23 protein-coding genes and 1 tRNA gene are annotated in these 21,276 nt (G+C 73.3%); 17 read left to right on the top strand and 7 right to left on the bottom strand.

Annotated elements, in window-relative coordinates; translation table 11 throughout:
- On the top strand, window positions 1-781 hold a 781-nt coding region (locus tag AC060K_RS18410; RefSeq protein WP_483766800.1), incomplete at its 5' end, for an HAD family hydrolase.
- Window positions 782-792: 11 nt separating this feature from the next.
- On the opposite strand, the gene AC060K_RS18415 is transcribed toward AC060K_RS18410, so the two are convergent.
- Entirely contained in the window at window positions 793-1,479 is a 687-nt protein-coding gene (locus AC060K_RS18415) for a DNA alkylation repair protein (protein WP_483766801.1), read from the bottom strand.
- A gap of 44 nt (window positions 1,480-1,523) precedes the next feature.
- Entirely contained in the window at window positions 1,524-2,420 is an 897-nt protein-coding gene (locus AC060K_RS18420) for a LysR family transcriptional regulator (RefSeq protein WP_483766802.1), read from the bottom strand.
- 79 nt (window positions 2,421-2,499) lie between these two features.
- On the opposite strand from AC060K_RS18420, the gene AC060K_RS18425 reads away from it, so the two are divergent.
- Together AC060K_RS18425 and AC060K_RS18430 are read left to right on the top strand one after the other, a co-directional pair.
- Complete coding sequence (locus tag AC060K_RS18425; RefSeq protein WP_483766803.1) at window positions 2,500-3,396, top strand: NmrA/HSCARG family protein; 897 nt, start codon at window positions 2,500-2,502, stop codon at window positions 3,394-3,396.
- The gene (locus tag AC060K_RS18430; protein ID WP_483766804.1) at window positions 3,393-4,634 is read left to right on the top strand and encodes an MFS transporter; all 1,242 of its coding nucleotides are present in this window, start codon (window positions 3,393-3,395) and stop codon (window positions 4,632-4,634) included. Before AC060K_RS18425 ends, AC060K_RS18430 begins: the two co-directional genes overlap by 4 nt.
- A gap of 35 nt (window positions 4,635-4,669) precedes the next feature.
- On the opposite strand, the gene AC060K_RS18435 is transcribed toward AC060K_RS18430, so the two are convergent.
- Entirely contained in the window at window positions 4,670-5,173 is a 504-nt protein-coding gene (locus tag AC060K_RS18435; RefSeq protein WP_483766805.1) for a DUF1877 family protein, read from the bottom strand.
- 189 nt (window positions 5,174-5,362) lie between these two features.
- Between AC060K_RS18435 and AC060K_RS18440 the strand changes: the two genes are divergently transcribed.
- Window positions 5,363-5,743 carry a DUF952 domain-containing protein gene (locus AC060K_RS18440; protein ID WP_483766806.1) on the top strand — a complete coding sequence of 127 codons (381 nt, stop codon included), beginning with the start codon at window positions 5,363-5,365 and terminating at the stop codon, window positions 5,741-5,743.
- A gap of 76 nt (window positions 5,744-5,819) precedes the next feature.
- On the opposite strand, the gene AC060K_RS18445 is transcribed toward AC060K_RS18440, so the two are convergent.
- Window positions 5,820-6,488: a hypothetical protein gene (locus tag AC060K_RS18445; protein ID WP_483766807.1), complete on the bottom strand. Its 669-nt coding sequence runs from the start codon at window positions 6,486-6,488 to the stop codon at window positions 5,820-5,822.
- Window positions 6,489-6,700: 212 nt separating this feature from the next.
- On the opposite strand from AC060K_RS18445, the gene AC060K_RS18450 reads away from it, so the two are divergent.
- Window positions 6,701-8,209, top strand: coding sequence for an RICIN domain-containing protein (locus tag AC060K_RS18450; RefSeq protein ID WP_483766808.1), 1,509 nt, complete (start codon window positions 6,701-6,703; stop codon window positions 8,207-8,209).
- A gap of 129 nt (window positions 8,210-8,338) precedes the next feature.
- Here the strand turns inward: AC060K_RS18450 and AC060K_RS18455 are convergent, their stop codons facing one another.
- Complete coding sequence (locus AC060K_RS18455; protein WP_483766809.1) at window positions 8,339-9,244, bottom strand: hypothetical protein; 906 nt, start codon at window positions 9,242-9,244, stop codon at window positions 8,339-8,341.
- A 188-nt stretch (window positions 9,245-9,432) separates the two neighbouring features.
- Between AC060K_RS18455 and AC060K_RS18460 the strand changes: the two genes are divergently transcribed.
- Both AC060K_RS18460 and AC060K_RS18465 read left to right on the top strand, forming a co-directional pair.
- A complete protein-coding gene (locus AC060K_RS18460; RefSeq protein WP_483766810.1) occupies window positions 9,433-10,593 on the top strand; it encodes a sensor histidine kinase in 1,161 nt (386 codons plus the stop codon).
- A complete protein-coding gene (locus AC060K_RS18465) occupies window positions 10,590-11,201 on the top strand; it encodes a response regulator transcription factor (RefSeq protein ID WP_483766811.1) in 612 nt (203 codons plus the stop codon). The genes AC060K_RS18460 and AC060K_RS18465 overlap by 4 nt, the downstream gene beginning before the upstream one ends.
- 10 nt (window positions 11,202-11,211) lie before the next feature.
- Here the strand turns inward: AC060K_RS18465 and AC060K_RS18470 are convergent, their stop codons facing one another.
- Window positions 11,212-11,919: a hypothetical protein gene (locus AC060K_RS18470; protein ID WP_483766812.1), complete on the bottom strand. Its 708-nt coding sequence runs from the start codon at window positions 11,917-11,919 to the stop codon at window positions 11,212-11,214.
- An 89-nt stretch (window positions 11,920-12,008) separates the two neighbouring features.
- Between AC060K_RS18470 and AC060K_RS18475 the strand changes: the two genes are divergently transcribed.
- The 7 genes from AC060K_RS18475 to AC060K_RS18505 all read left to right on the top strand — a co-directional run bounded on the left by AC060K_RS18475 (window position 12,009) and on the right by AC060K_RS18505 (window position 18,467).
- Window positions 12,009-13,223, top strand: coding sequence for a PucR family transcriptional regulator (locus AC060K_RS18475; RefSeq protein WP_483766813.1), 1,215 nt, complete (start codon window positions 12,009-12,011; stop codon window positions 13,221-13,223).
- Between the two features lie 116 nt (window positions 13,224-13,339).
- Window positions 13,340-14,317 carry an ACP S-malonyltransferase gene (locus tag AC060K_RS18480; RefSeq protein ID WP_483766814.1) on the top strand — a complete coding sequence of 326 codons (978 nt, stop codon included), beginning with the start codon at window positions 13,340-13,342 and terminating at the stop codon, window positions 14,315-14,317.
- Window positions 14,314-15,315, top strand: coding sequence for a beta-ketoacyl-ACP synthase III (locus AC060K_RS18485; protein ID WP_483766815.1), 1,002 nt, complete (start codon window positions 14,314-14,316; stop codon window positions 15,313-15,315). The genes AC060K_RS18480 and AC060K_RS18485 overlap by 4 nt, the downstream gene beginning before the upstream one ends.
- A gap of 87 nt (window positions 15,316-15,402) precedes the next feature.
- Complete coding sequence (locus AC060K_RS18490; RefSeq protein WP_483766816.1) at window positions 15,403-15,651, top strand: acyl carrier protein; 249 nt, start codon at window positions 15,403-15,405, stop codon at window positions 15,649-15,651.
- Window positions 15,652-15,756: 105 nt separating this feature from the next.
- Entirely contained in the window at window positions 15,757-17,010 is a 1,254-nt protein-coding gene (locus AC060K_RS18495) for a beta-ketoacyl-[acyl-carrier-protein] synthase family protein (RefSeq protein ID WP_483766817.1), read from the top strand.
- 104 nt (window positions 17,011-17,114) lie between these two features.
- Entirely contained in the window at window positions 17,115-17,600 is a 486-nt protein-coding gene (def, locus tag AC060K_RS18500) for a peptide deformylase (protein WP_483766818.1), read from the top strand.
- Window positions 17,601-17,969: 369 nt separating this feature from the next.
- Window positions 17,970-18,467 (top strand): DUF3145 domain-containing protein, encoded by a 498-nt coding sequence (locus AC060K_RS18505; protein WP_483766819.1) that lies wholly within the window; start codon window positions 17,970-17,972, stop codon window positions 18,465-18,467.
- Between the two features lie 137 nt (window positions 18,468-18,604).
- Here the strand turns inward: AC060K_RS18505 and AC060K_RS18510 are convergent, their stop codons facing one another.
- On the bottom strand, window positions 18,605-19,828 hold the full coding sequence (locus AC060K_RS18510; protein WP_483766820.1) for an RtcB family protein: 1,224 nt from the start codon (window positions 19,826-19,828) through the stop codon (window positions 18,605-18,607).
- Between the two features lie 203 nt (window positions 19,829-20,031).
- Here AC060K_RS18510 and AC060K_RS18515 point away from each other — a divergent pair, with 203 nt between their 5' ends.
- From AC060K_RS18515 to AC060K_RS18525, 3 genes are all read left to right on the top strand, one after another.
- A complete protein-coding gene (locus AC060K_RS18515) occupies window positions 20,032-20,319 on the top strand; it encodes a hypothetical protein (RefSeq protein WP_483766821.1) in 288 nt (95 codons plus the stop codon).
- Between the two features lie 60 nt (window positions 20,320-20,379).
- A tRNA-Ile gene (locus tag AC060K_RS18520) sits at window positions 20,380-20,453 on the top strand.
- Window positions 20,454-21,010: 557 nt separating this feature from the next.
- Window positions 21,011-21,238 (top strand): hypothetical protein, encoded by a 228-nt coding sequence (locus AC060K_RS18525; RefSeq protein WP_483766822.1) that lies wholly within the window; start codon window positions 21,011-21,013, stop codon window positions 21,236-21,238.
- The last annotated feature ends 38 nt before the right edge of the window (window positions 21,239-21,276 follow it).

The following is a 21,276-nucleotide window of genomic DNA, read 5'->3' on the forward strand; positions in this document are numbered from 1 at the left end:
GGGCGGGGGCGGGACGGCGGGGCGGGGCTTCTGCCCGCCGTGGACACCCGGCACCCACCGGATCACGCCTCGCTACCGTCGGGGCGTGATCTGGCTCTTCGACCTCGACAACACGCTCGTCGACCGGGACGGGGCGTTCCACGACTGGGCAGCCGCGACCCTCGCCGACTCCGGCTGCCCCTCCTCCGCCCTCGCGGAGGTCCTGCGGGCCGACGCCGGAGGCTTCGCGCCCAAGCCCCTCGTCGCCCAGGCGATCCTCGACGCGACCGGCCGCACGGGCCCGGTCGCGGAGATGATCGAGGAGATGCGCGCGGGGATCCGCGCCCACGTGGTGGCGTACCCGGACGTGGCCGGGCTGCTCGCCGGGCTGCGCGCGGCCGGGGACCGGATCGGGATCGTCACCAACGGCGACGGCACGCACCAGCGCGCCAAGCTCGGGCTCGCCGGCCTCGCCCCGCTCGTCGACGCGGTGGTCGTGTCGGGAGAGGTGGGATTCGCCAAGCCGGACCCGCGCACCGTCCGCACCGCCCTCAGCCTCCTCGGCGCCGAGGACGCCGACCCCTCTACCGTCTGGATGATCGGCGACGCCGCGCACGCCGACGTCGCCGTGGGGCTCGCGTCCGGCGTGCGCACCGGATGGGTCTCGCACGGCCGCACCTGGTCGGGCGAGGGCGAGCCGGACGTCGTCGGGCACACGACGCACGACGTCGTCGCGCAGGTTCAGGCGGCGCAGATTCAGGCCGCGCAGGTTCAGGCCGCGCAGGCCCAGGCCCGGCCGTAGGGCCGGGCCCGCTACTGCTCGCCGCCCCGGCGGCGCACCATCTCCGCGATCCAGGTGGGCGCGAACGGGGACGTGCAGGTCGGCGGCGTGGGATAGTCCCTGAGGACCTGCAGGCGCTCGCCGATGGCGACCGCGCGAGCGCGGTGCTCGGGGTGCTCGATGCCGATCTGCGCGAGGCAGTGGTTCATGGCCCACTGCAACCGGTCCGGGGCCTCCTTCAGCTCGGCCTCGATCACGTCGAGCAGCCCGGCCAGGTCCAGGCCGTCGGGCCGCTTCGCCACCCGGTCGGTGGTGAGGGCCCAGCCGGCGCTCGCGACCACGGGGTCCGGGTCGGCGAGCCAGGCCGTGCGCAGCTCCTCGCAGGACGGGCTCTTCTTCACCACGTAGCCGACGAGCCAGTCGTGGACCTTGGGCGTGCGCGCCTCCCGAAGCATGGCGTCCAGCTCGTCGCGCGCGAACGCCTTGGGGCGGCAGACCAGGAGCGCCAGCAGCCGCGCGGCCGTGTCGCCGGTGGCCCAGAGGTCGCAGGCGAGCTCGTGCTGGGTCTTCAGCCGCTTCGCCACGGCCCGCAGCGCGCCGAGGTTCACCCCGTGGTCGTCGCCGTGCTTCTCGTTCACCGCGCGCGCCCGCGGGTCCTCGAGCGCGGCCAGCTCGGCGAGCACCTGGGCCAGGGGTGGTGCCGTCGTGGTCTGAGCCACCGTGGTCTCCTGCCTGTCGCGTCCTCGGCCCAGCCTAGAGGCGGCTACGGAGCGGCGGAGCCCCCGGACCTCGTGTCGATGCCCAGGATCTCCAGGAAGGCACCGGCGGCCGGGGTGACGCCGGCGTTCCCCCAGACGACGTGCTCCACGCGGGTCGGCGCGTCCGTGACCTCGACGGTCGTGATCCCGGTGAGGTGGTGCACATAGGTGGACGGCAGCATCGCGATCCCCAGCCCTTCGCTGACCAGCCGGGCCATGAAGTCCACGGTGGTCACCTCGAAGGTGACGTCCCGCGCGATCCCCGCGGCGGCGAACGCCTGGTCGGACTGGAGCCGTCCGGCGGTCCCCGCCGGCAGGTCGACGAAGACCTCGCCGGAGAGCTGCTTCAGGCTCGTGGTGGGCTCGCCCGCGAGCGGGTGGCCGGGCCCGACGACGGCGACCAGCGAGTCGCGGGCGAGCTCACGGGCATCGACGCCCTGGGGCCGCGCGGTCGGCGGCAGGCCGAGGAAGGCGACCTCGATCTCGCCGCGCCTGACCTGCTCGACCAGGTCGTCGCTCGCCCCGACGCGGAGCGTGATGCGGACGTCGGGGTACAGCCGGCGGAAGTCCCGGAGGGCGCCCGGGAGGTCCACTGCCGCGACGGTCGGGATCAAACCCACCGCCAGCCGGCCTCGAACCTGGCCCACGGCGGCCGCGACGTCGGCCGTGACCCGTTCGGCGGCGGCGAGGCACTGCCGCGCGGCGGGCAGGAAGGCTTCGCCGGCCGGGGTGAGCCGCACGGACCGGCTGGTGCGCTCGAAGAGGCGCGCCCCGAGCTCGCGCTCCAGGCGGGCCACCCGGTGGCTCAGGGCGGACTGGACCACGTGGCACCGTTCGGCGGCCCGGGTGAAGCTGTTCGTCTCGGCGATGGCGACGACATAGCGCATCTGCTGCAGGTCCATAGATCGATCCTCCGCTGCGATCCTTTCGATGACAAATGGGCATTGGACCGCGCTTCAGCGATCGGTAACGATCATCGGCATGACGTACCGACGAAAGGACCTTCCCGTGGCGGGTGCCCCGGTCGTGCTGGTCACCGGAGCGACCGGCCGCCAGGGCGGGGCCGTCGCGCGCAGCCTCCTCGAGGACGGCTGGCGCGTCCGCGCCCTCGTCCGCGACGCAGCCGACGACCGAGCGCGCCTCCTCGCCGACCAGGGCGCGGAGCTCGCCGTCGGCGACCTGGACGACGAGGCGTCCCTCCGCACCGCCATGGACGGCGCGCACGGCGTGTTCAGCGTGCAGCCGTCCGACCTGGCCGATCCCCGGCCCGAGCTCGAGGTGCGGCGAGGCAGGAACGTCGCCGACGCGGCCCGCGCCACGGGGGTCGCTCACCTCGTCTACAGCTCCGCTGCCGCCGCGGGGCGCGGTTCCGGCGTGGCCCACTTCGAGAGCAAGGCCGAGATCGAGGCCTACGTGCGCGACCTCGGCGTCCCGGCCACGGTGCTGCGGCCGGTGTACTTCATGGAGAACTGGACGTCGACGGTCCCGGAGGCGCTCGCGGACGGCGGCGAGCGGGTCGGTTCGATCGCGCTCGATCCCGGCACGCCGCTCCAGATGGTCGCCGTGGCCGACATCGGCCGGATCGCGGCCGAGGCGTTCCGCGCGCCCGACGAGTTCGCGGGCGCCACCGTCGACGTCGCCGGCGACGAGCTGACCGTGCGGCGGGTCGCCGAGGTGCTCAGCGCGGTCGACGGCGTCCCGACCCGCCTGGAGCGGTTGCCCGACGACGAGCTGTGGGCCCGCTCGGCCGAGGTGGCGAAGATGTTCCGCTGGATCGGCAGCACGGGGTTCCAGGCGGACCTTGCGGCCCTGCGGGAGAGGCACCCCGGGCTGCTCACCTTCGAGGCCTGGCTGACGGCCGGGCGCACGCGCTCATGACGCGCACCGCTCCGGCCCCGCAGAGCGCGGGCGTCACGCCGCTCACCCCCGTCCTGCTCCTGGTCATGACGGTGGCCGCGGGCCTCTCGGTCGCAGGCAACTACTTCGCCCAGCCGCTGCTCGGGGTGCTCCGCTCGGAGCTGCACCTGACCACCACCACCGCAGGCCTGACGGTGGCCGTGGCGCAGGCCGGCTACGCGGCCGGTCTCTGGTTCCTCGTCCCGCTCGGCGACCGGTTCTCCCGCCGCGGGCTGGCCGCCGTCCTGCTGGCCGCCACGGGCGCGCTCCTGGCCCTCACGGGATCCGCGGCCCACGGTGCGGTCCTGCTGACGACCACCGGGCTGGCCGCCGTGACGTCCGTCGGCGCGCAGGTTCTGGTGCCCTTCGTCGCCGAGCTGAGCACGTCCGGCCGCAGGGGCCGCAACCTCGGCGTCGTCATGGGCGGCGTCATCGCCGGCGGGCTGGTCGGCCGCGCCGTCGCGGGCGTGGTGGCCGACGTCGCCGGGTGGCGGACCGTCTACTGGGTCACCGCGGCCGCGCTGCTCGTCGTGGCCGTCGTGGTCGTCCGGGTGCTGCCGCGGAACCCTGCGCCACCTGCCGGCGACCCGCCCCTGCTCGACCTGATGCGGTCCACGGCGAGGCTGCTCGCCGAGCTGCCCGGCCTGCGCCGGCCGGTCCTGCTGGCGTCGCTGGCCATGGCGTCGTACGTCGTCCACCTGGCGACCCTGACGCTGCTCCTGGTGGGCCCGCCGTACGGCTGGAGCGCGGGGACCATCGGGCTCGTCGGGCTGGCCGGCGCCGTCGGGCCGCTGTCCATGCCCCTGGCAGGACGTCTCGTCGACCGGGGCCGCACCCCGGCTGTGCTCACGACCGGCCTGCTGCTCGCCACGTCGGCGTGGCTGGTGATGCTCCCGGCGCAGGGCGGGCAGGTGGCCTGGCTCGTCGTCGGCATCGTCCTGATCAACGTGGGCCAGACCGCCGTCCTGAACGCCGCCCAGACCACCTGCTACGAGCTGAGGCCCGAAGCCCGCAACCGGATCAACGCCGTCTTCATGACCCTGTTCTTCGTCAGCGGCGCCGCCGGAGGGGCCCTCGCCCCGTTCCTCTGGGTCGCCGGCGGCTGGACCGCCACCTGCGTCGTCGGCGCCGTCCTGGCCGGAACGGGCCTGCTCGTCGCGTCGCGCCCTGGGCGGGGCCGGACCGGGCCGGCCCCGGCCGGGCGCGCACGGCGAGCCTGACGGCCGCCGCGCGGCGACCGTCAGGCCACCCGACCTCAGTTGAGCATCAGCACGACGGCGTCGCCCGCCGCGGCCGCCGCGGCGTAGAACCGCCGCAGCTCCGCGTACCGCTGCCCCAGCAGCGGCAGGGCCTCCTCCGGCAGGTGCTCGTCCGGGTCGGCGCACGGCTCCCCGCCGCAGGTCTCCGCCACGTCGTACCGCTCCGCCAGGGCGGTGAACGGCGTGGCCCCCAGGAAGACCGCTGCGGACAGCACGTCATGGGGGGTCAGGTAGCGCACAGGCCCGATGCCGCCGTCCAGGCCGAGCGGCGAACCCCCCTGGACCACGTCCACCGGCATCCCCGGCTGGGCGAGCAGCATCCCGTGGAGCGGCCCCCAGGCGCGTCCCAGGCTGAAGTACCGGGCGTCCTCCGGCGGGAGGTCGTACTCCACCCACTCGTCGGCGAGCGCGTCGAGCTTCTCGAGCGCCCACCCCTCGTCGGTCCGAGCCTTGTCGAGCTCCCCTGACGCAAGCCGCGCATACTCGCAATGAATCCCCATGGCGCGCGACGGTAGCGGCACCCGGCGGCAGGCAGGACCGGCAAAACGGCCAGACCAGGCGGGTATACGCGAATCGCCACACAAGTCTGTGAGAATCGACAAGGAAGCACCAAAGAACTGTCCATGTTCGCCTGTCGAACACGGGCGGGTGCCGGCAACTGGGCGCAGCGGCGCTGCTACGTTCCACGGGTGGTACCGATCATCTGGCACATCGCGCTCGACCGCGACTGGAGCGACGCCCGGCAGGCGGGAACCTACGCCGTCTCGACCCGTGGGCGCACGGTCGCGGACGTGGGCTACCTGCACGCGTCGTTCGACACCGACCAGACGGGCCGCGTCGCGGCGGCCGTCTACGCCGACGCCGGCCCGCTCGTCCTCCTGGGGATCAGCACGACCGCGCTCGCGGCCGCCGGCGTCGAGGTCCGGGCCGAGCCCGGCGACCCGCGCGACCCCGGCGGCGAGCTCTTCCCCCACGCCTACGGCGCGGTCCCGGTGAGCGCGGTGGTCCGCACAGTCCCCGCCACGGTGCACGACGGCGTCCTGGTCGCCCCGGGCTGGGACGTCACCTGACGGCTCCCGAGCAGGGGGGCCGATGCAGCGGGGGTCGATGCAGCGGGGTCAGCGAGCGCGACTCAGCCCGCGCGACTCAGCCCGCGAGCCGAGGCCGGACGGCCGCGACCCGCCGCGCCACGAGCACGCCCGCCCCCACCACGCACACCGCGATCACCGTCCAGTGCGCCGCCCAGACCGGCAGCCCGCGGGGGAACTCGAACCGGTTGGTGAGGAGCAGGCCCGACCAGAGCGCCATCCCCGCGGGGACGCAGAGCCCTCCGAGCAGGCCGGGGATCCCCGGGCGGCGCGCGAGCCACGCAACCCCGGCGCACGCAGGACCGCACACGAGCGACACGGCCACCCAGAAGATCGTCTCGCTGGTGTGAAAGCCGGGCGGGCCGGCCTCCGTCCCTCCCGGCGGCAACCGCACGCCGACCGGGACGGGCGTGTACGCCGCGAGCGCGAACAGGTGGTCGGCCACGAAGTAGGCCACCGAGGCGCAGGCCAGGAAGACCGTGCACAGCAGCGCGGTGCGCCAGGCCGGCTGCATCAGCCGGAGGGCGCACCAGCCCACGAGCACCCCCGCCGCCGCCCAGCCCGAGGCTGCTCCGACGACCGCCGCCAGCCCTCTCAGGGCACCGTGGTCGCTGTGGTTGAGGAGCACCGTACCGGTGCCGAAGGCGGCGCCGGCGAGGGCGGAGAGGAGCACGAGACCCGCGAGGGGCAGCCCGTCGTCCGTGCGCGCATGGCGCGTGACCGTCATCCGATGCCCCCCGCCCCTCGTCCGCCCCGCCTTCCCTGCCGCCAAGGTAGCGAAGACCCACGGCCGCGTCACCCGGCCTGGGGCAACATTCCTTGACTGCACAGAGACCCGGTGTGAAACTTGGCGCCGATGTTGACGTTAACATCCCACGCCGACGTCATCCAGAGTTCACGCCCTGCTACGTGCAACGCCGCACGAGATAGGTCATCACCATGAACACACCTCACCGCCGGTCCGCCCTGCCCGGGCAGCGACGGCCCTTCCACCGGGTCCTCCTCAGCATGCTGGCCGCCCTGGTCCTTCTGCCGTTCACGGCACTGGCCGTCACGACTCCGGCCACGGCCGCCACCAACCAGTTCCGAGGCTCGAACTGGGCCATGCTGGGCGACAACTTCACCACCGGGCCGCTCGTCCTGGAGGGCCTGAGCACCTCCGACAGCAACGCCACCGTCCAGGCCAAGGCCAACGCCGTGTACGACGACATGGCGTCGCTGCTGGGCACCAACACGGTGCGCATCCCGATCAACACCCACACCGTCGGCACGACGTGGTGGAACGCGTACCGCGGCGTGATCGACGCGGCCACCGCCCGCGGCTGGAAGGTGATCGTCGCCTACTGGGAGGACGGCGCCGCGTCCGGCGGCCGGATCACCAACATGTCGGCGTTCAACACCATGTGGAACACCGTGGTCGCGCAGTACGGCTCCAACAGCCTGGTCTACTTCGAGCCCATGAACGAGCCGCACGGCTACTCCTCCGCCGAGTGGCGCGACGTCGCCGCGAGCTGGATGAGCGCGCGTACCTCGGTGCCCCACGGCCGCATCCTCATCGGTGGCACCGGCTACAGCCAGGACCTGCGCGACCTGTGCGGCGACACCCGGTTCGCCGGCACGCTGTTCTCGTTCCACACCTACGAGTTCTTCTACGGCGACCTGACCCCCGCGGCCTGGCGCACCAACATCACCACGCGCCTGGGCAGCTGCGCCTCGCGCGCCGTGATCACGGAGTTCGGCGCCGCGATGCACACGGGCCTGAACTACGGCGACCCCAGCAGCACCGCCCCCAGCTTCGTGCGCTACTTCCGCACCCTGACCGACATCATGCGCGAACAGAACCTGGGCGGGACCTACTGGCCGGCGCTCGGCGGAAAGTACACCGGCGACCTGGGCTACGACGGGTACTCGATCTTCTCCCGCAGCGGCACGGGCACCGGCATCAACCTGACCATCCGCAACGCGTCGGGTGCCAACCGCTACAAGTACGCCTTCGGCGACAACGTGGACCCCAACGCGGGCAACGGAGGCGGAGGCACCACGGTGACCGACATCGTCAACCAGAACTCGGGCAAGTGCGTCGACGTGGTCTCGGCCTCGACCGCGAACGCCGCCGAGGTGGCCCAGTACACCTGCAGCGGCGCGGCCAACCAGCAGTGGGCCCTGCAGAACCTCGGCAACGGCTACTACAACGTGGTGGCCCAGCACTCCGGCAAGTGCCTGGACGTCAACGGCGCCTCCACCGCCGACGGCGCGGCGATCATCCAGTACACGTGCGGCAGCGGAACCAACCAGCAGTGGGAGCTGCGCGCCGCGGGCAGCTACGTCCAGCTCGTCGCGCGCCACTCCGGCAAGTGCCTGGACGTGCCGAGCGGGTCCACGGCGAACAGCACGCGGCTGAAGCAGTACACGTGCAACACCGGGACCAACCAGCGCTGGACCCTCTGAGCACCGACCCCTCCGGGGGGGGCGGGCGCCGGGGGGCCGCCCCGGCCGGGGCCCCCCCCCCCCCCCCCCCCCCCCGCGGGGGGGCGGGGGGGGGGGCGCCCCCGGGGGCGCCCCCCCCGGCCCCCGCGGTCAGCTCGCCGCGGCGACGGCCACCACCGCCGCGGCGAGCAGCAGGTCGTAGACCACGCACGCCTCGGCGTACCACCGCCACACCACGGCGTTCGCCCGGTGGTGGAACGCGTCCCAGACCGCGTGGCCCACGAGTCCCGCCGCGACCACGTGGGCACCGGTGTCCTGCCCGGCGAGCACCCACGCCAGCAGGCTGACCCCCGCGAACACCACGATCCCCGCGGCCTGCAGCAGGGCCGACGACCGACCGCGGATGCTCCGCCGGAGCACTCCCACCACCGGGTACACGAGGGCCACCCCGAGCACCAGCCAGGCGGGCGTCCCCTCCGCTCCCCCGGCGACCGTCGCGCCGAACAGGACCAGCCCGAGCAGCACGGGCCAGCGGCGGCCTACCCACGCCAGGTCCACGCCGTGGACGTGCTCGGCGTACTCGGCCGGCCGCAGGAGCATCGCCCCCGCCATCGCGGGCACCATCAGGACGTGCCCCCACAGCATCACGTCGCCCGGGGTCGCCACCCCGGCCCAGTACATCGCCAGCAGCACCACGAACGGCACCACCATCGCGGCGTTCATCTCCCAGGTCGCGGCCCAGCGGTGCCGGCGGAACCGCATCCACACGGTCATCGCGGCCACCATGTCCAGCACCATCACGACCGCCGCGACGTCAGGCCGGGCCAGCAGCGCCTCGACCCCCAGGGCCGCCCCGGCCCAGTCCCACGCGGGGGCCAGCAGCATCATGCCGAGCACCATCACCACGACCATCTCGGCCAGGTGCGCGAGGAACCTCCCGACCTTCCGGCCGGCCGTCGCGGACGGCACCGCATGCGTCCCGTGGGTCTCGTGCGTCCCGTGAGCACCAGGACCCCGGCGCACCACCGCCTGAACCTGGTCTGTCGTCTCCGCCATCATCTCGGTCTCCTCCACCCGGGCGGCGCTCCTCGCCGCGTTCGCTCCCCACGCTGTCCGACGGCGTGCCGGCCCAGTAGTGCCGGACCGCACCCGCGCCCGCACACGTGTCACCACCTGCCATGACAGATGTCATGAAGGCCTCGCGGCCCGTCCCCGACCCGCGCCCCCGCTGGCAGGATGGCGTCATGAGCACCGCCCCGGCCGTCGCGGACGACGGCGACGGCCTCGCGACCTTCCGCCGCAACACGTGGTGGGGCCTCGCGGGGACGGTCGCGTGCGTGCTGGGCTTCGCCGTCGGCGACTGGGTGCTCGACCCGGACGTCCCGCCCGCGGTGCGCGCCCTGACCGGTCTGGCGTCTGTCGCCACGGTCGTGGCGTGCGGCGTCCTGCTCGCGCGGCGGGTGCGCGACGAGCCGCCGTCGGCCGCCTGGCTCGTGGCCGCCGGCTGCGCGGCGGTGCTCGCGGGGGCGGCGCCGCTCGCCGTCGGCAACTTCGGGCTCTGGTCGATCGCGCCCGCCGCGACCCTCGCGGTGCTGGTGATGTTCCTGCCGTCCCGGCGGGCGTGGCAGGCGCTCGGCGCGGGCCTCGTGGTGCTGCCGGTCGTCGGTCTCCTGGCGGCGCGGTCGATGGGCGAGCCGCACGTGGGGCACGCGACGTGGATGCCCGCGCTCATGGTCGTGGCCTTCGGCCCGGCCATGCTCGGCATGCTGCGCGCGTGGCAGGTCGCCGCCCGCCTCGACGAGGCGCGGCGGCTCGCCGGCGACCTCGCCGTCGCCGACGAGCGGCTCCGCTTCGCCGCCGACCTCCACGACATCCAGGGGCACCACCTGCAGGTCATCGCCCTGAAGAGCGAGCTCGCCGCGCGGCTCGCCGAGGCCGACCCGGCCCGCGCCGCCGACCAGATGCGTGAGGTCCAGCAGCTCGCCGGCGACGCGCTGCGCGAGACCCGCGCGCTCGTCCAGGGCTACCGGCGCACCACCCTGGACGCGGAGATCGCCAACGCGTCGAAGGTCTTGGCCGCCGCGGGCGTGGACGTCCGCACCGACGTCGACGCCGGCCTCGCCGCGTCCCTGCCCCCGGCGCCGCGCAGCCTCCTCGGCCTGGTGGTCCGCGAGGCCACCACGAACGTGCTGCGGCACAGCCGCGCCACGCGTGCCGCGATCGTCCTGGTGCCCGACGACGCCGGGGCCCGCCTCGTGATCGACAACGACGGTGCCCGCCCGGCCGGGACGGGCGACGGCACCGGCCTCGCCTCCCTCGCAGAGCGCCTCGACGCCGTCGGCGGGCGGCTGACGTGGGCGAGCGAGGGCGACCGGTTCGTCGTCACCGCGACGGTGGCCGGATGATCCGCGTCCTGCTCGCCGACGACGAGGAGCTGCTCCGCGGGGCCCTCTGCGCCCTGCTCGACCTCGAGGACGACCTCCAGGTCGTGGCACAGGCGGCCACCACCACGGACGCGGTGCGGCTCGCCGCGCAGCACCGGCCGGACGTCGCCGTGCTCGACCTGGAGATGCCGCCCACCGACGGCCTGCACGCGGCCGCGCAGCTCCTGGGCGTCACCGACGGGACGGCCCCGCGGGTCGTCATCGTGACGCGGCACGCCCGGCCCGCCGTCCTGCGCCGCGCCCTCGCCGCGGGCGTGAGCGGCTTCGTGCCCAAGTCGACGCCGGTGGCGCGCCTTGCGCAGATCGTGCGCGACGTCGCCGCCGGGCGCCGGTACGTGGACCCCGAGATCGCCGCGTCCGCGCTCACGGAGAACGAGTGCCCGCTCACGGACCGGGAGCTGGAGGTGCTGCGGGAGGCGCGTACCGGGGCGCCGGTGGCGCAGATCGCCGCCGCCGTGCACCTCGCGCCGGGCACCGTGCGCAACTACCTGTCGTCGGCGATGGCCAAGCTCGGCGTCGCCACGCGCCACGCCGCGGCCCACCGGGCGTGGGAGGAGGGCTGGATCTGACCGGCGGGCCTCAGGCCGGTGCGCCGCCGCGCGCCGCCTCGGCCTCGCTGATGACCCGCTCGAGCTCCGGCCGCAGCTTCGCCACGGCGCTCCGGTCCGGGTGCGTGGCGAGCGCGTCGAGGTGGTGGCGCGCCTCGTGGACGCGGTCGGCGTCGATCGCCGCCAGCACGAGGTGCCGCCCCACGTCCGGCGTGTGGTCCCGCACCCGCCAGTGGCCCACGCCGAGCCCCAGCGCCTCCACGTGCATCCCGGCGTCCCGCAGGATGGCGAGCCCCTCGGCGAGAGCACGCCCCGACGGGTCCCGCTCCGCCGCCGTGGTGAGCCGGCGCACCGCACCCTCCGAGTCGTCCGCGAGCGAGAGGCGGCCCAGCTCCAGCAGCGGGTACCAGCCGCGGGGGTGGCCCGCGAGCTCCTCCGCGAGCGCCCACACCGCCAGGTCGGCGGCCTGGGCGCGCAGCTCCTCGGCCGTCTGGTCGTCGGGCGCCGCCGCCAGCGGGTCATCCGGCCCCGGCGACTCCGCCGCCCGACGCCGGACCAGCTCCGCAAGCGCCTGGAACGCCTCCTCGTTGTTGGGGTCGTCCACCAGAACAGCCCGCAGCGCGTCCTCGTGCACCGTGTCGCCGCGCTTGGGCGCGGACGGCGACTGTCGGCGCACTCCGACGGTCGACGCGGACAGGGGCCGCCGGAGGAGCTGACGAAGCCGTTGCAACAGGGGCATACCTTGACCCTACCGTTTCGCCCGCTTGGTCGTGCGAGCACTCTGCCCGTTTGTGGACTGTCGACAAGTCACCCTCGTATGCTCACGGGGTGTCAGCCACCCGTCGCACCACCAGCCTCCCGCCCGCGAGCCCGTCCGCGGGGCACGTCGAGGCAGGCCAGAACCTCCAGCGGGTCCGTGACGCGAGCGGCCTCCTCACGGCCTCGGCGCTCCGCCGGCTGGACGAGGAGCTCTCCTGGTACCGGGACCTCCCGGCCGAGGACCGGTCCTACGTGGGCCTCGTCGCCCAGGCCGGCATCAACGCCTTCACGTCGTGGTTCACCAACCCGAACACCCCTCCGCACGGGGTGGGCGACATGTTCTCCGCCGCTCCCCCGGAGCTGACGCGCTCGATCTCCCTGCAGCAGACGCTGCAGCTGGTCCGCATGGTGGTGGACGTCGTGGAGACCCACTCCGACCAGATCGCCGCGCCCGGCGCGGAGCGGGACCTGCGCGAGGCGGTGCTGCGCTACTCCCGGGAGGTCGCGTTCTCCGCGGCCGAGGTGTACGCCCGCGCGGCCGAGATGCGCGGTGCGTGGGACGCGCGCCTCGAGGCGCTCGTCGTCGACGCCCTGGTGCGCGGCGACGCCGACGACTCGCTGCGCTCCCGGGTCTCCGCCCTCGGCTGGAGCGGGCGTGGCAGCGCCCTGGTGGTGGTCGGCTCGGCCACGGCCGCCCTCGACGACGTCCGGACGGCGGAGCTGCGCCGCGTGGCACGTCGCGCCGCGGGGGACGCGCTCGTCGGCATCCACGGCGACCGGCTCGTCCTCGTCCTCGGCGGGGAGGGCGACCTCACGGCCGCGGCCGCGGCCCTCCTCCCGCGGTTCGGCCCGGGCCCGGTCGTCATCGGCTCCGCGGTGCCGTCGCTCACCGACGCGGCACGGTCTGCTCGCGCGGCGCTCGCAGGTCTCGCCGCGGCTCCGGCGTGGCCGCAGGCCCCGCGGCCCGTGCGGGCCGACGACCTCCTGCCGGAGCGCGTCCTGACCGGCGACGTCACGGCTCGCCGCGCCCTCGTAGCGCAGGCATTCCGCCCCCTCGAGGAGGCGGGTGGCGCGGTCCTGGAGACGCTGTCGGCGTACCTCGGCACGGGCCGTTCGCTCGAGGCGGCGGCCCGCCGTCTGTATGTCCACCCCAACACGGTGCGCTACCGCCTCCGCAAGGTCTCGGAGATCACCGGGTGGGACCCGCTCGACGCCCGGGAGTCGTTCGTGCTGCAGGTGGCCCTCGCGTTGGGCCAGCTCGGCACGTCCGGCGAGCAGTCCTGAGCGGGCGGTCGCACGCGGTGCCCGTCCGCGCCTTGTAGGTTCCGCACAACCGCCCTCTCCAAGGTTGGTACGGGTCGCGACGTCCGGTCCGGCCCGGCGGTTGGCACAGTTGACGGGTGCTCGCCGTCGTCTGCCCTGGACAGGGCTCTCAGACCCCCGGGATGCTCAGCCCCTGGCTGGAGCTGCCCGGATCCGCCGAACGCCTGGGCTCGGCCTCCGAGGCGGCCCAGGTCGACCTGACCCTCCACGGGACCACCTCCGACGCGGACACGATCCGGGACACGGCGGTGGCGCAGCCGCTGATCGTCGCGTCCTCGCTCCTCGCGCTGCGCGTCGTCCTGGACGGCCGTGAGGCCGCCGACGTCGTGGACGTCACCGCCGGCCACTCGGTCGGCGAGCTGGCTGCCGCTGCGGTGGCAGGCGTCCTGTCCGACGACGGCGCGGCCGGGCTGGTCGCGCACCGCGCCCGGGCGATGGCGCAGGCCGCGGCGGCCGCGCCCTCGGGCATGAGCGCCGTCGTGGGCGGCGACCCGGACGAGGTTCTCGCCGCGATCGAGGCCGCCGGCCTGTGGCCCGCGAACGTGAACGGCAGCGGGCAGGTCGTCGCGGCCGGGTCGCACGAGGGCCTGGCGAAGCTGGCCGAGAACCCGCCGGCCCGCGCCCGTGTGATCCCGCTCCAGGTGGCCGGCGCGTTCCACACGCCGTTCATGGAGCCGGCGCGCGCGGCCTTCGAGCCGGTCGCCCTCGGCTGGAGTGCCTCGGACCCGGTGCTGCCGCTCCTCGCGGACCTGGACGGCACGGCCTACACAGGGGGCGCCCACGGCCACGGCCGGGCGTCCGACGTGCTGACGAACCTCGCCGGCCAGGTCACCGCGCCGGTGCGCTGGGACCTCTGCTCGGAGACGCTCGCCGCACGCGGCGTCACCGCGCTCCTGGAGCTGGCGCCGGGCGGGGTCCTCACCGGCCTCGCCAAGCGCGGCCTCAAGGGTGTCGAGACGGTCGCGGTGAAGTCGCCCGACGACGTGGACGCAGCCCGTGACCTGATCGCCCGCCACAGCGACGCCTCCTCCTCGACGACCGGAGCACCTCAGTGACTCTCCTCCAGCAGGCTCAGCCCACGCAGTTCTCCCGGATCCTCGCGATCGGCGCGGAGCGCGGCGAGAACGTCGTCACGAACGACGACATCGCGGGCCCGATCGACTCGTCGGACGAGTGGATCCGCCAGCGCACGGGCATCGTCACCCGCGTGCGCGCGGGGGCCGACGTCGACGTGCTGGACCTCGCCGAGGCCGCGGCCCGCAAGGCGCTCGACGCCGCGGGCCTCACCGGCGCGGACGTCGACGCGGTGATCCTGTCGACGATCACGCACTTCCACCAGACGCCGTCGGGCGCCGCGATCCTCGCCGACCGGCTGGGTGCCACGCCCGCCGCCGCGTACGACATCTCGGCCGCCTGCGCGGGCTACGCGTACGGCATCGGCCAGGCCGACGCGCTGGTGCGCTCGGGCCTCGCCCGCAACGTCCTGGTGATCGGCGCCGAGAAGCTCTCCGACATCATCGACCCGACGGACCGGACCATCTCGTTCCTCCTCGGGGACGGGGCCGGGGCAGCCGTCGTCGGCCCCTCGGACACCCCGGGCATCGGCCCGACGGTCTGGGGCTCGGACGGCAGCAAGGCCACGTCCATCCGCCAGACCCACTCCTGGACCGAGCTGCGCCAGGACCCCGAGCTGGGCTGGCCCACGCTGCGCCAGGACGGCCAGACCGTCTTCAAGTGGGCGAGCTTCCAGATGGCCCCGGTCGCCGCCAAGGCGATGGCCGAGGCCGGTGTCACGCCCGAGGACATCAAGGTCTTCGTGCCGCACCAGGCGAACATGCGGATCATCGACCAGATGGTCAAGCAGCTCGGCCTGCCGGACACCGTCGTGGTCGCCCGCGACATCGCCGACTCCGGCAACACCTCCGCCGCGTCCATCCCGCTCGCCACCGAGCGCCTGTTGAGCGAGGGCGTCGCCCAGCCGGGCGACCTCGCGCTCCAGATCGGCTTCGGGGCGGGGCTGGTGTACGCCGCGCAGGTGGTCGTGCTGCCGTAATCTTCCGCACGTACGCCCCCGTACGACGGAGAACAGCATCCGGCATCCACGCCGCCGGTTGCCCATCACGAAAGTAGAGGAAGTTTCATGGCCAACACCGAGCAGGAGATCCTCGAGGGCCTCGCCGAGATCGTCGCCGAGGAGACCGGTCTCCCCACGGACGCTGTCTCGCTCGAGAAGTCCTTCACGGACGACCTCGACATCGACTCCCTGTCGATGATGACCATCGTCACGCACGCCGAGGACAAGTTCGGGGTCCGCATCCCCGACGAGGAGGTCAAGAACCTCGCCACGGTCGGCGACGCCGTCAACTTCATCGCCAAGGCCCAGGCCTGACGTTCTTTTCATAGTGTCCGGCGCCGGGTGGTCACCTCTCGTACGAGAGCCGGGCTCCGGCGTCGGGCACCGAAGACCGAGCACACCACCACGAGGGAGAACCACATGACCTCCGACCGGACCCTGCGCGACGTCGTCGTCACCGGCCTCGGCGCGACCACGCCGCTCGGCGGGGACGTGCCGTCCACCTGGGACGCCGCCCTCGCGGGCCAGTCGGGCGCGCGCACGCTCGAGAACGACTGGGCGGAGCGCTACGAGATCCCCGTGAACTTCGCGGCCACCATCAAGGTGAAGCCGGAGGAGGTGCTCCCCCGGCCCGAGCTCAAGCGGATGGACCCGTCCGCGCAGTACGCGATCATCGCGGCACGCGAGGCCTGGGCCGACGCCGGCTCCCCCGAGGTGGACGGCGACCGGCTCGGCGCCGTGGTGTCGTCGGGCATCGGCGGCATCTGGACCACCCTCGACGCGTGGGACACGCTGCGCGAGCGTGGCGCCCGCCGCATGCTGCCCATGACGGTGCCCATGCTCATGCCGAACTCGCCGACGGCGTACGTGTCGCTCGAGCTCGGCGCGCGGGCCGGGGCTCACGCCCTGGTCTCGGCGTGCGCGTCCGGCGCGGAGGCCATCGGCTACGGCGTCGACATGATCCGCTCCGGACGCGCCGACATCGTGGTGTGCGGCGGCACCGAGGCCACGATCCACCCCATGCCGATCGCGGCGTTCGCCGCGTCGCGCACGCTGTCCCTGCGCAACGACGACCCGGCGGCCGCGTCGCGGCCCTACGACGTCGACCGCGACGGCTTCGTCGTCGGTGAGGGTGCGGGAGTCGTGGTGCTGGAGAGCGCCGAGCACGCCGCCGCCCGCGGGGCGCGCGTCTACGCCAAGATCGCCGGCGTAGGCCTGTCCTCCGACGCGTACCACATCACCTCCCCCGACCCGGAGGGCCGTGGCCAGGTCGCGGCCATGCGCCGCGCGGTCGAGGAGGCCGGCATCACCGGCCGTGACGTGGCCCACGTCAACGCCCACGCCACGTCCACGAAGGTGGGCGACCTCACCGAGACGCGCTCCATCCGGTCCCTGCTCGGTGACGACGCGGACCACGTGCTGCTGTCGGCCACCAAGTCGATGACCGGGCACCTGCTCGGCGGTGCCGGCGCGCTGGAGACCATCTTCACGGTCAAGGCCGTGGCCGAGCGGCTGGCCCCGCCCACGATCAACGTGGCGAACCCCGACCCGGAGCTCCAGGTGCCGCTCGTCCGCGACGAGCCGGCCAAGCTGCCCGGCGGCGACATCGCGGCGATCAACAACTCGTTCGGGTTCGGCGGCCACAACGTGGCACTGGTCGTGACGAACGCTTGATCACCGCCTGACCGCTCACGCCCCGACCCGGTCGGAGCACGTCACAGAGCCCGTGCCGGCGTCCGGCACGGGCTCTGTCGGTGTCACGTGGAAGAATGCCGGACATGGCCATGCGTGACATCCGAGTGATCCCCGACCCCGTCCTGCGGACCGCGTGCGAGGAGATCACCACGATCGACGACCGGGTACGCGGCCTGGTCGCCGACCTCGTGGAGACGGTCGACCTGGAGGGACGCGCCGGCCTGGCGGCGAACCAGATCGGCGTGAACCTCCGCGCCTTCTCGTGGAACATCGAGGACGAGATCGGCTACGTCATCAACCCGCGCATCGTCGAGCTGTCCGAGGACACGCAGGACGGCGGCGAGGGCTGCCTCTCGGTCCCCGGCCTCTGGTACCCGACCACCCGCGCCTGGTACGCGAAGGTGGAGGGCATCGACCTCGACGGCAACCCGGTCGTCGTGGAGGGCACGGGCCTCATGGCACGGTGCCTCCAGCACGAGACGGACCACCTCGACGGAAAGCTCTACCTCGACCGGCTCGAGCGCTCGGTGCGGAAGCAGGCCATGCGGGAGCTGCGCGAGCGCCTCTGAGCGCTCCGCCCGGCCCGGCGTGTCGGGCCGTCGCCACGCGGGTCAACCCGTGACATTTCGGTGGGAATCTTGCGCCGTCCGGCGCGTCGTGCGCGCGCGCCCGGATGCTTCGCGTAACGAGAACGCCATGAAGTGTTATCAGGAAAATGCGAAGAAGGACTAGTCCCGGTACGCCCGTTTCGGCAAGAATGTGCGGCACGAAGGTGTCATGCATGGATGATTTTCCTGAAGTCTCGCGCCGTTTCGCCTCGCAGGACGCCGGGGAGTCGGGCAGTATGTGGATCGGAACACCGCGCGTGCTCCGTGCCACAGCGTCACCGCCCGGGTGAGGACGTAGGGGAAGACGTACCTCGACCCAGGGAGGAAGACATGGCCGGTGCCATCACCCGCGGCGTGCTTTTTGTGCACTCTGCGCCAACTGCCCTGTGCCCCCACATCGAGTGGGCGGCGGGGAACGTCCTCGGCGTGCGCGTATCCATGGACTGGACCGCGCAGCCGGCCGGACGTGGTCTCTACCGTGCCGAGTACTCGTGGCAGGGGCCCCAGGGCACGGGCGCGCAGCTCGCCTCTGCGCTGCGCGGCTGGTCGCACCTGCGCTACGAGGTGACGGAGGAGGCCAGCCACGGCGCCGACGGCGCGCGCTGGTCCCACACCCCCGACCTCGGCATCTTCCACGCGATGACCGATGTGCACGGCAACGTGGTGGTCCCCGAGGACCGGGTCCGCGCCGCCATCGAGCTCAAGGACCCCCGAGCCGTGCGGGACGCCCTCGACCTCGCCCTGGGTGCCGCGTGGGACGACGAGCTGGAGCCCTTCCGGTACGCCGGTGCCGGCGCGCCCGTCCGCTGGCTGCACCAGGTGGGCTGAGCGCCCTGCCCGAGCGTCGGCGCGACGCGGGATCGACGCTGGCCCTCACCACGGGGGATCAGCATCACACGAGCCGACGGCGGCGCCCATCTCGAGAAGGCGGGCGCCGCCGTCGGACATTGCGGGTGACGGACGGGTCAGCCCTTCACACACAGGACCGTGCGCAGGCGGGCGACTACCTCCACCAGGTCCTGCTGAGCGGCGATGACGCTGTCCAGGTCCTTGTACGCACCCGGGATCTCGTCGAGCACCCCGGCGTCCTTGCGGCACTCGACGCCCGCCGTCTGCGCGGCGAGGTCGTCCGTGGTGAAGACCAGCTTGGCCTTGGTCCGCGACATCCGGCGGCCCGCCCCGTGCGACGCCGACCAGTACGACCGCGGGTTGCCGAGCCCGCGCACCACGTAGGAGCCCGTGCCCATCGAGCCGGGGATCAGCCCGAGGTCGCCCTTGCCGGCGCGGATCGCACCCTTCCGCGTGACGATCAGCTCGGCCCCGTCGACCTGCTCCCGCGCCACGTAGTTGTGGTGCACGTTGACGCCCTCGTCGAAGGTGACGTCCACCCTCGGGAACTCGTCCCGGAACGCCTGCACCGCGAGCGCCATCATCACGGCGCGCGACCGCGCCGCGTACTCCTGCGCCCACCAGAGATCGTTGAGGTATGCGTCCATCTCGGGGGTACCCGCCAGGAAGACCGCGAGCTCGCGGTCGACGATGCCCTGGTTGTGGTCCAGGCGCTTCGCGATGCCGACGTGGTGCTCGGCGAGCTCCTTACCGATGTTCCGCGAGCCGGAGTGGAGCTGCAGCCAGACGGCGTCGTCCTGGTCCAGGCACACCTCGACGAAGTGGTTGCCGCCACCTAGGCTGCCGAGCTGCTTGCGCGCCCGGGCCTCGAGCTGCCGCACCTTGGGGTGCAGCGTCTCGAACCGGTCCCAGAACGCCTGCTCCCCGCGGAGCCGCTCCGCGCCGCCTGATCCCCGGACCGGGCGCAGCCGGCGCAGGTCCACCTGCTCCTCGTGCGCGTGGAAGCCCACCGGGATGGCCGCCTCGATCCGGGAGCGCAGGCGGCCCAGGTCGTCGGGCAGGTCGTCGGCCGTGAGGGAGGTCCGCACACCGATCATGCCGCAGCCGATGTCCACGCCGACCGCGTTGGGCGAGACAGCGTCCCGCATCGCGATCACCGAGCCGACGGTCGCACCCTTGCCGAGGTGGACGTCGGGCATGACACGCAGGCCCTCCACCCAGGGGAGTCGCGAGATGTTCCGCAGCTGGTTCAGCGCGGCCGGCTCCACCTCGTGCTCGTGCGCCCACATCAGGGTCTCGGCCCGGGCGCCCGACAGGGCGACCGGAAAGGTCATGGACATGATGGTTCCTTCGTCGGTCCAGGGGCTGGCGCCGGTCGGCGCCCTCGGGTGGGCGCGCTCGGCGCCGTGCGGCGCGTCCGCGCCGCTCGCAGAACCTAGGGCCACGGCCCGGGCGGGTACCAGCGATTTAGCACCATCATGGCCGACGGCGGCCGTGGTCGCCCCCGGATGCGAGGCCCGCCGAGCGCGCACCACCATGGGGCATGGACAGCTACATCGTGCCCGTGACTTTCCCGGACCTCGACATGGCTACGCGCGAGGCGGAGGCGCTTGTGGGGGCGCTGCGCTCCGCCGGGCTGCACGCCGACGTGGTCGACGAGGCGCTGGGGTCGCAGGACAGCGCGGACCGTCCCGACCCGGGCCCGACGACCCGTGAGCTCCACGTGCGCGCGACGGGCACCGCCGACGAGGTCCGACGGCAGGTACAGCAGGTCGCGGACGGCCGCTTCCCCGCCGGCGTCGTCCTGCTGGGCGATCCGCTGAAGGCGTGAGCCGGCGGGGTGTCCCCGATGGCCGGGCAGGCCATGCGAACCGGTATTCTCGCCGGTAGCGCCCCGTTAGCTCAGCTGGTCAGAGCAGGAGACTCATAATCTCTCGGTCACAGGTTCAAGTCCTGTACGGGGCACCGGAGGCCCGGAACCTTGCGGCTCCGGGCCTCCACTGCTCCCGCTGTTAGGTTCCGACCCATCGGAAACCCAGCGGCATTCCGTCAGTCCGCGCCATCGGTTGGCAACGTCTTCACCGACGATCCCCAGCGGCTTTCGCGACGAAGCGTCACACGATCCAGATGCACGTTCCGGACAGGGATCGGCACCAACCAGTCGCTGGGAACTGCCTGCCGCGGCGCATAGGCGAAGACCCACCCCCGAACTGGTTCAGGCACGCCCTCACGGGCGGCGGCGGGCCCGGGCCGAGCTCATCACCGACGACGACGGCCAGGAGGAGACCGGCGAGCTCGACGCCACCCCCGCCCACACCGATGAGACAGTGCCCGTGATCGTCGCCGGACGGCCCCACCAACAGCACGACAGCCCCCGCCGGGGAAGTTGGGCAATGTCGTGCCACCTCAGGGCGCTCTACGACACCCGCAGCTCTTCAGAGAGACCACCAGCGAGCGGCACCATCGCCACCCATGTCAAGGAAGTCTTGACAGGAGGCAGGGTGTCAAGAGAACCTTGACAGGTGCGAATCCTCGACGACGCGCACAAGCACGGCATCACCGACCGACAGATCCGATCTGCCCTACAAGTGCCCTTGCGCGAAATTCGTCAGGCTTCGGACAAATTGTTAGTCATCGCGGCGGATAGTTCGTCGCAACTGCTGGAGCTTGTGATAGCCGACCCCGAATCAGACAACCCGCGTGTTATCCACGCGATGAAGCTAAGGAGCAGCCTTCACAAGCATCTCTGAGCAAGGTCAATCAGCACCCTCGCCCGATAGCGACCGGG

The organism is Antribacter sp. NEAU-D49 (genome assembly GCF_057158775.1).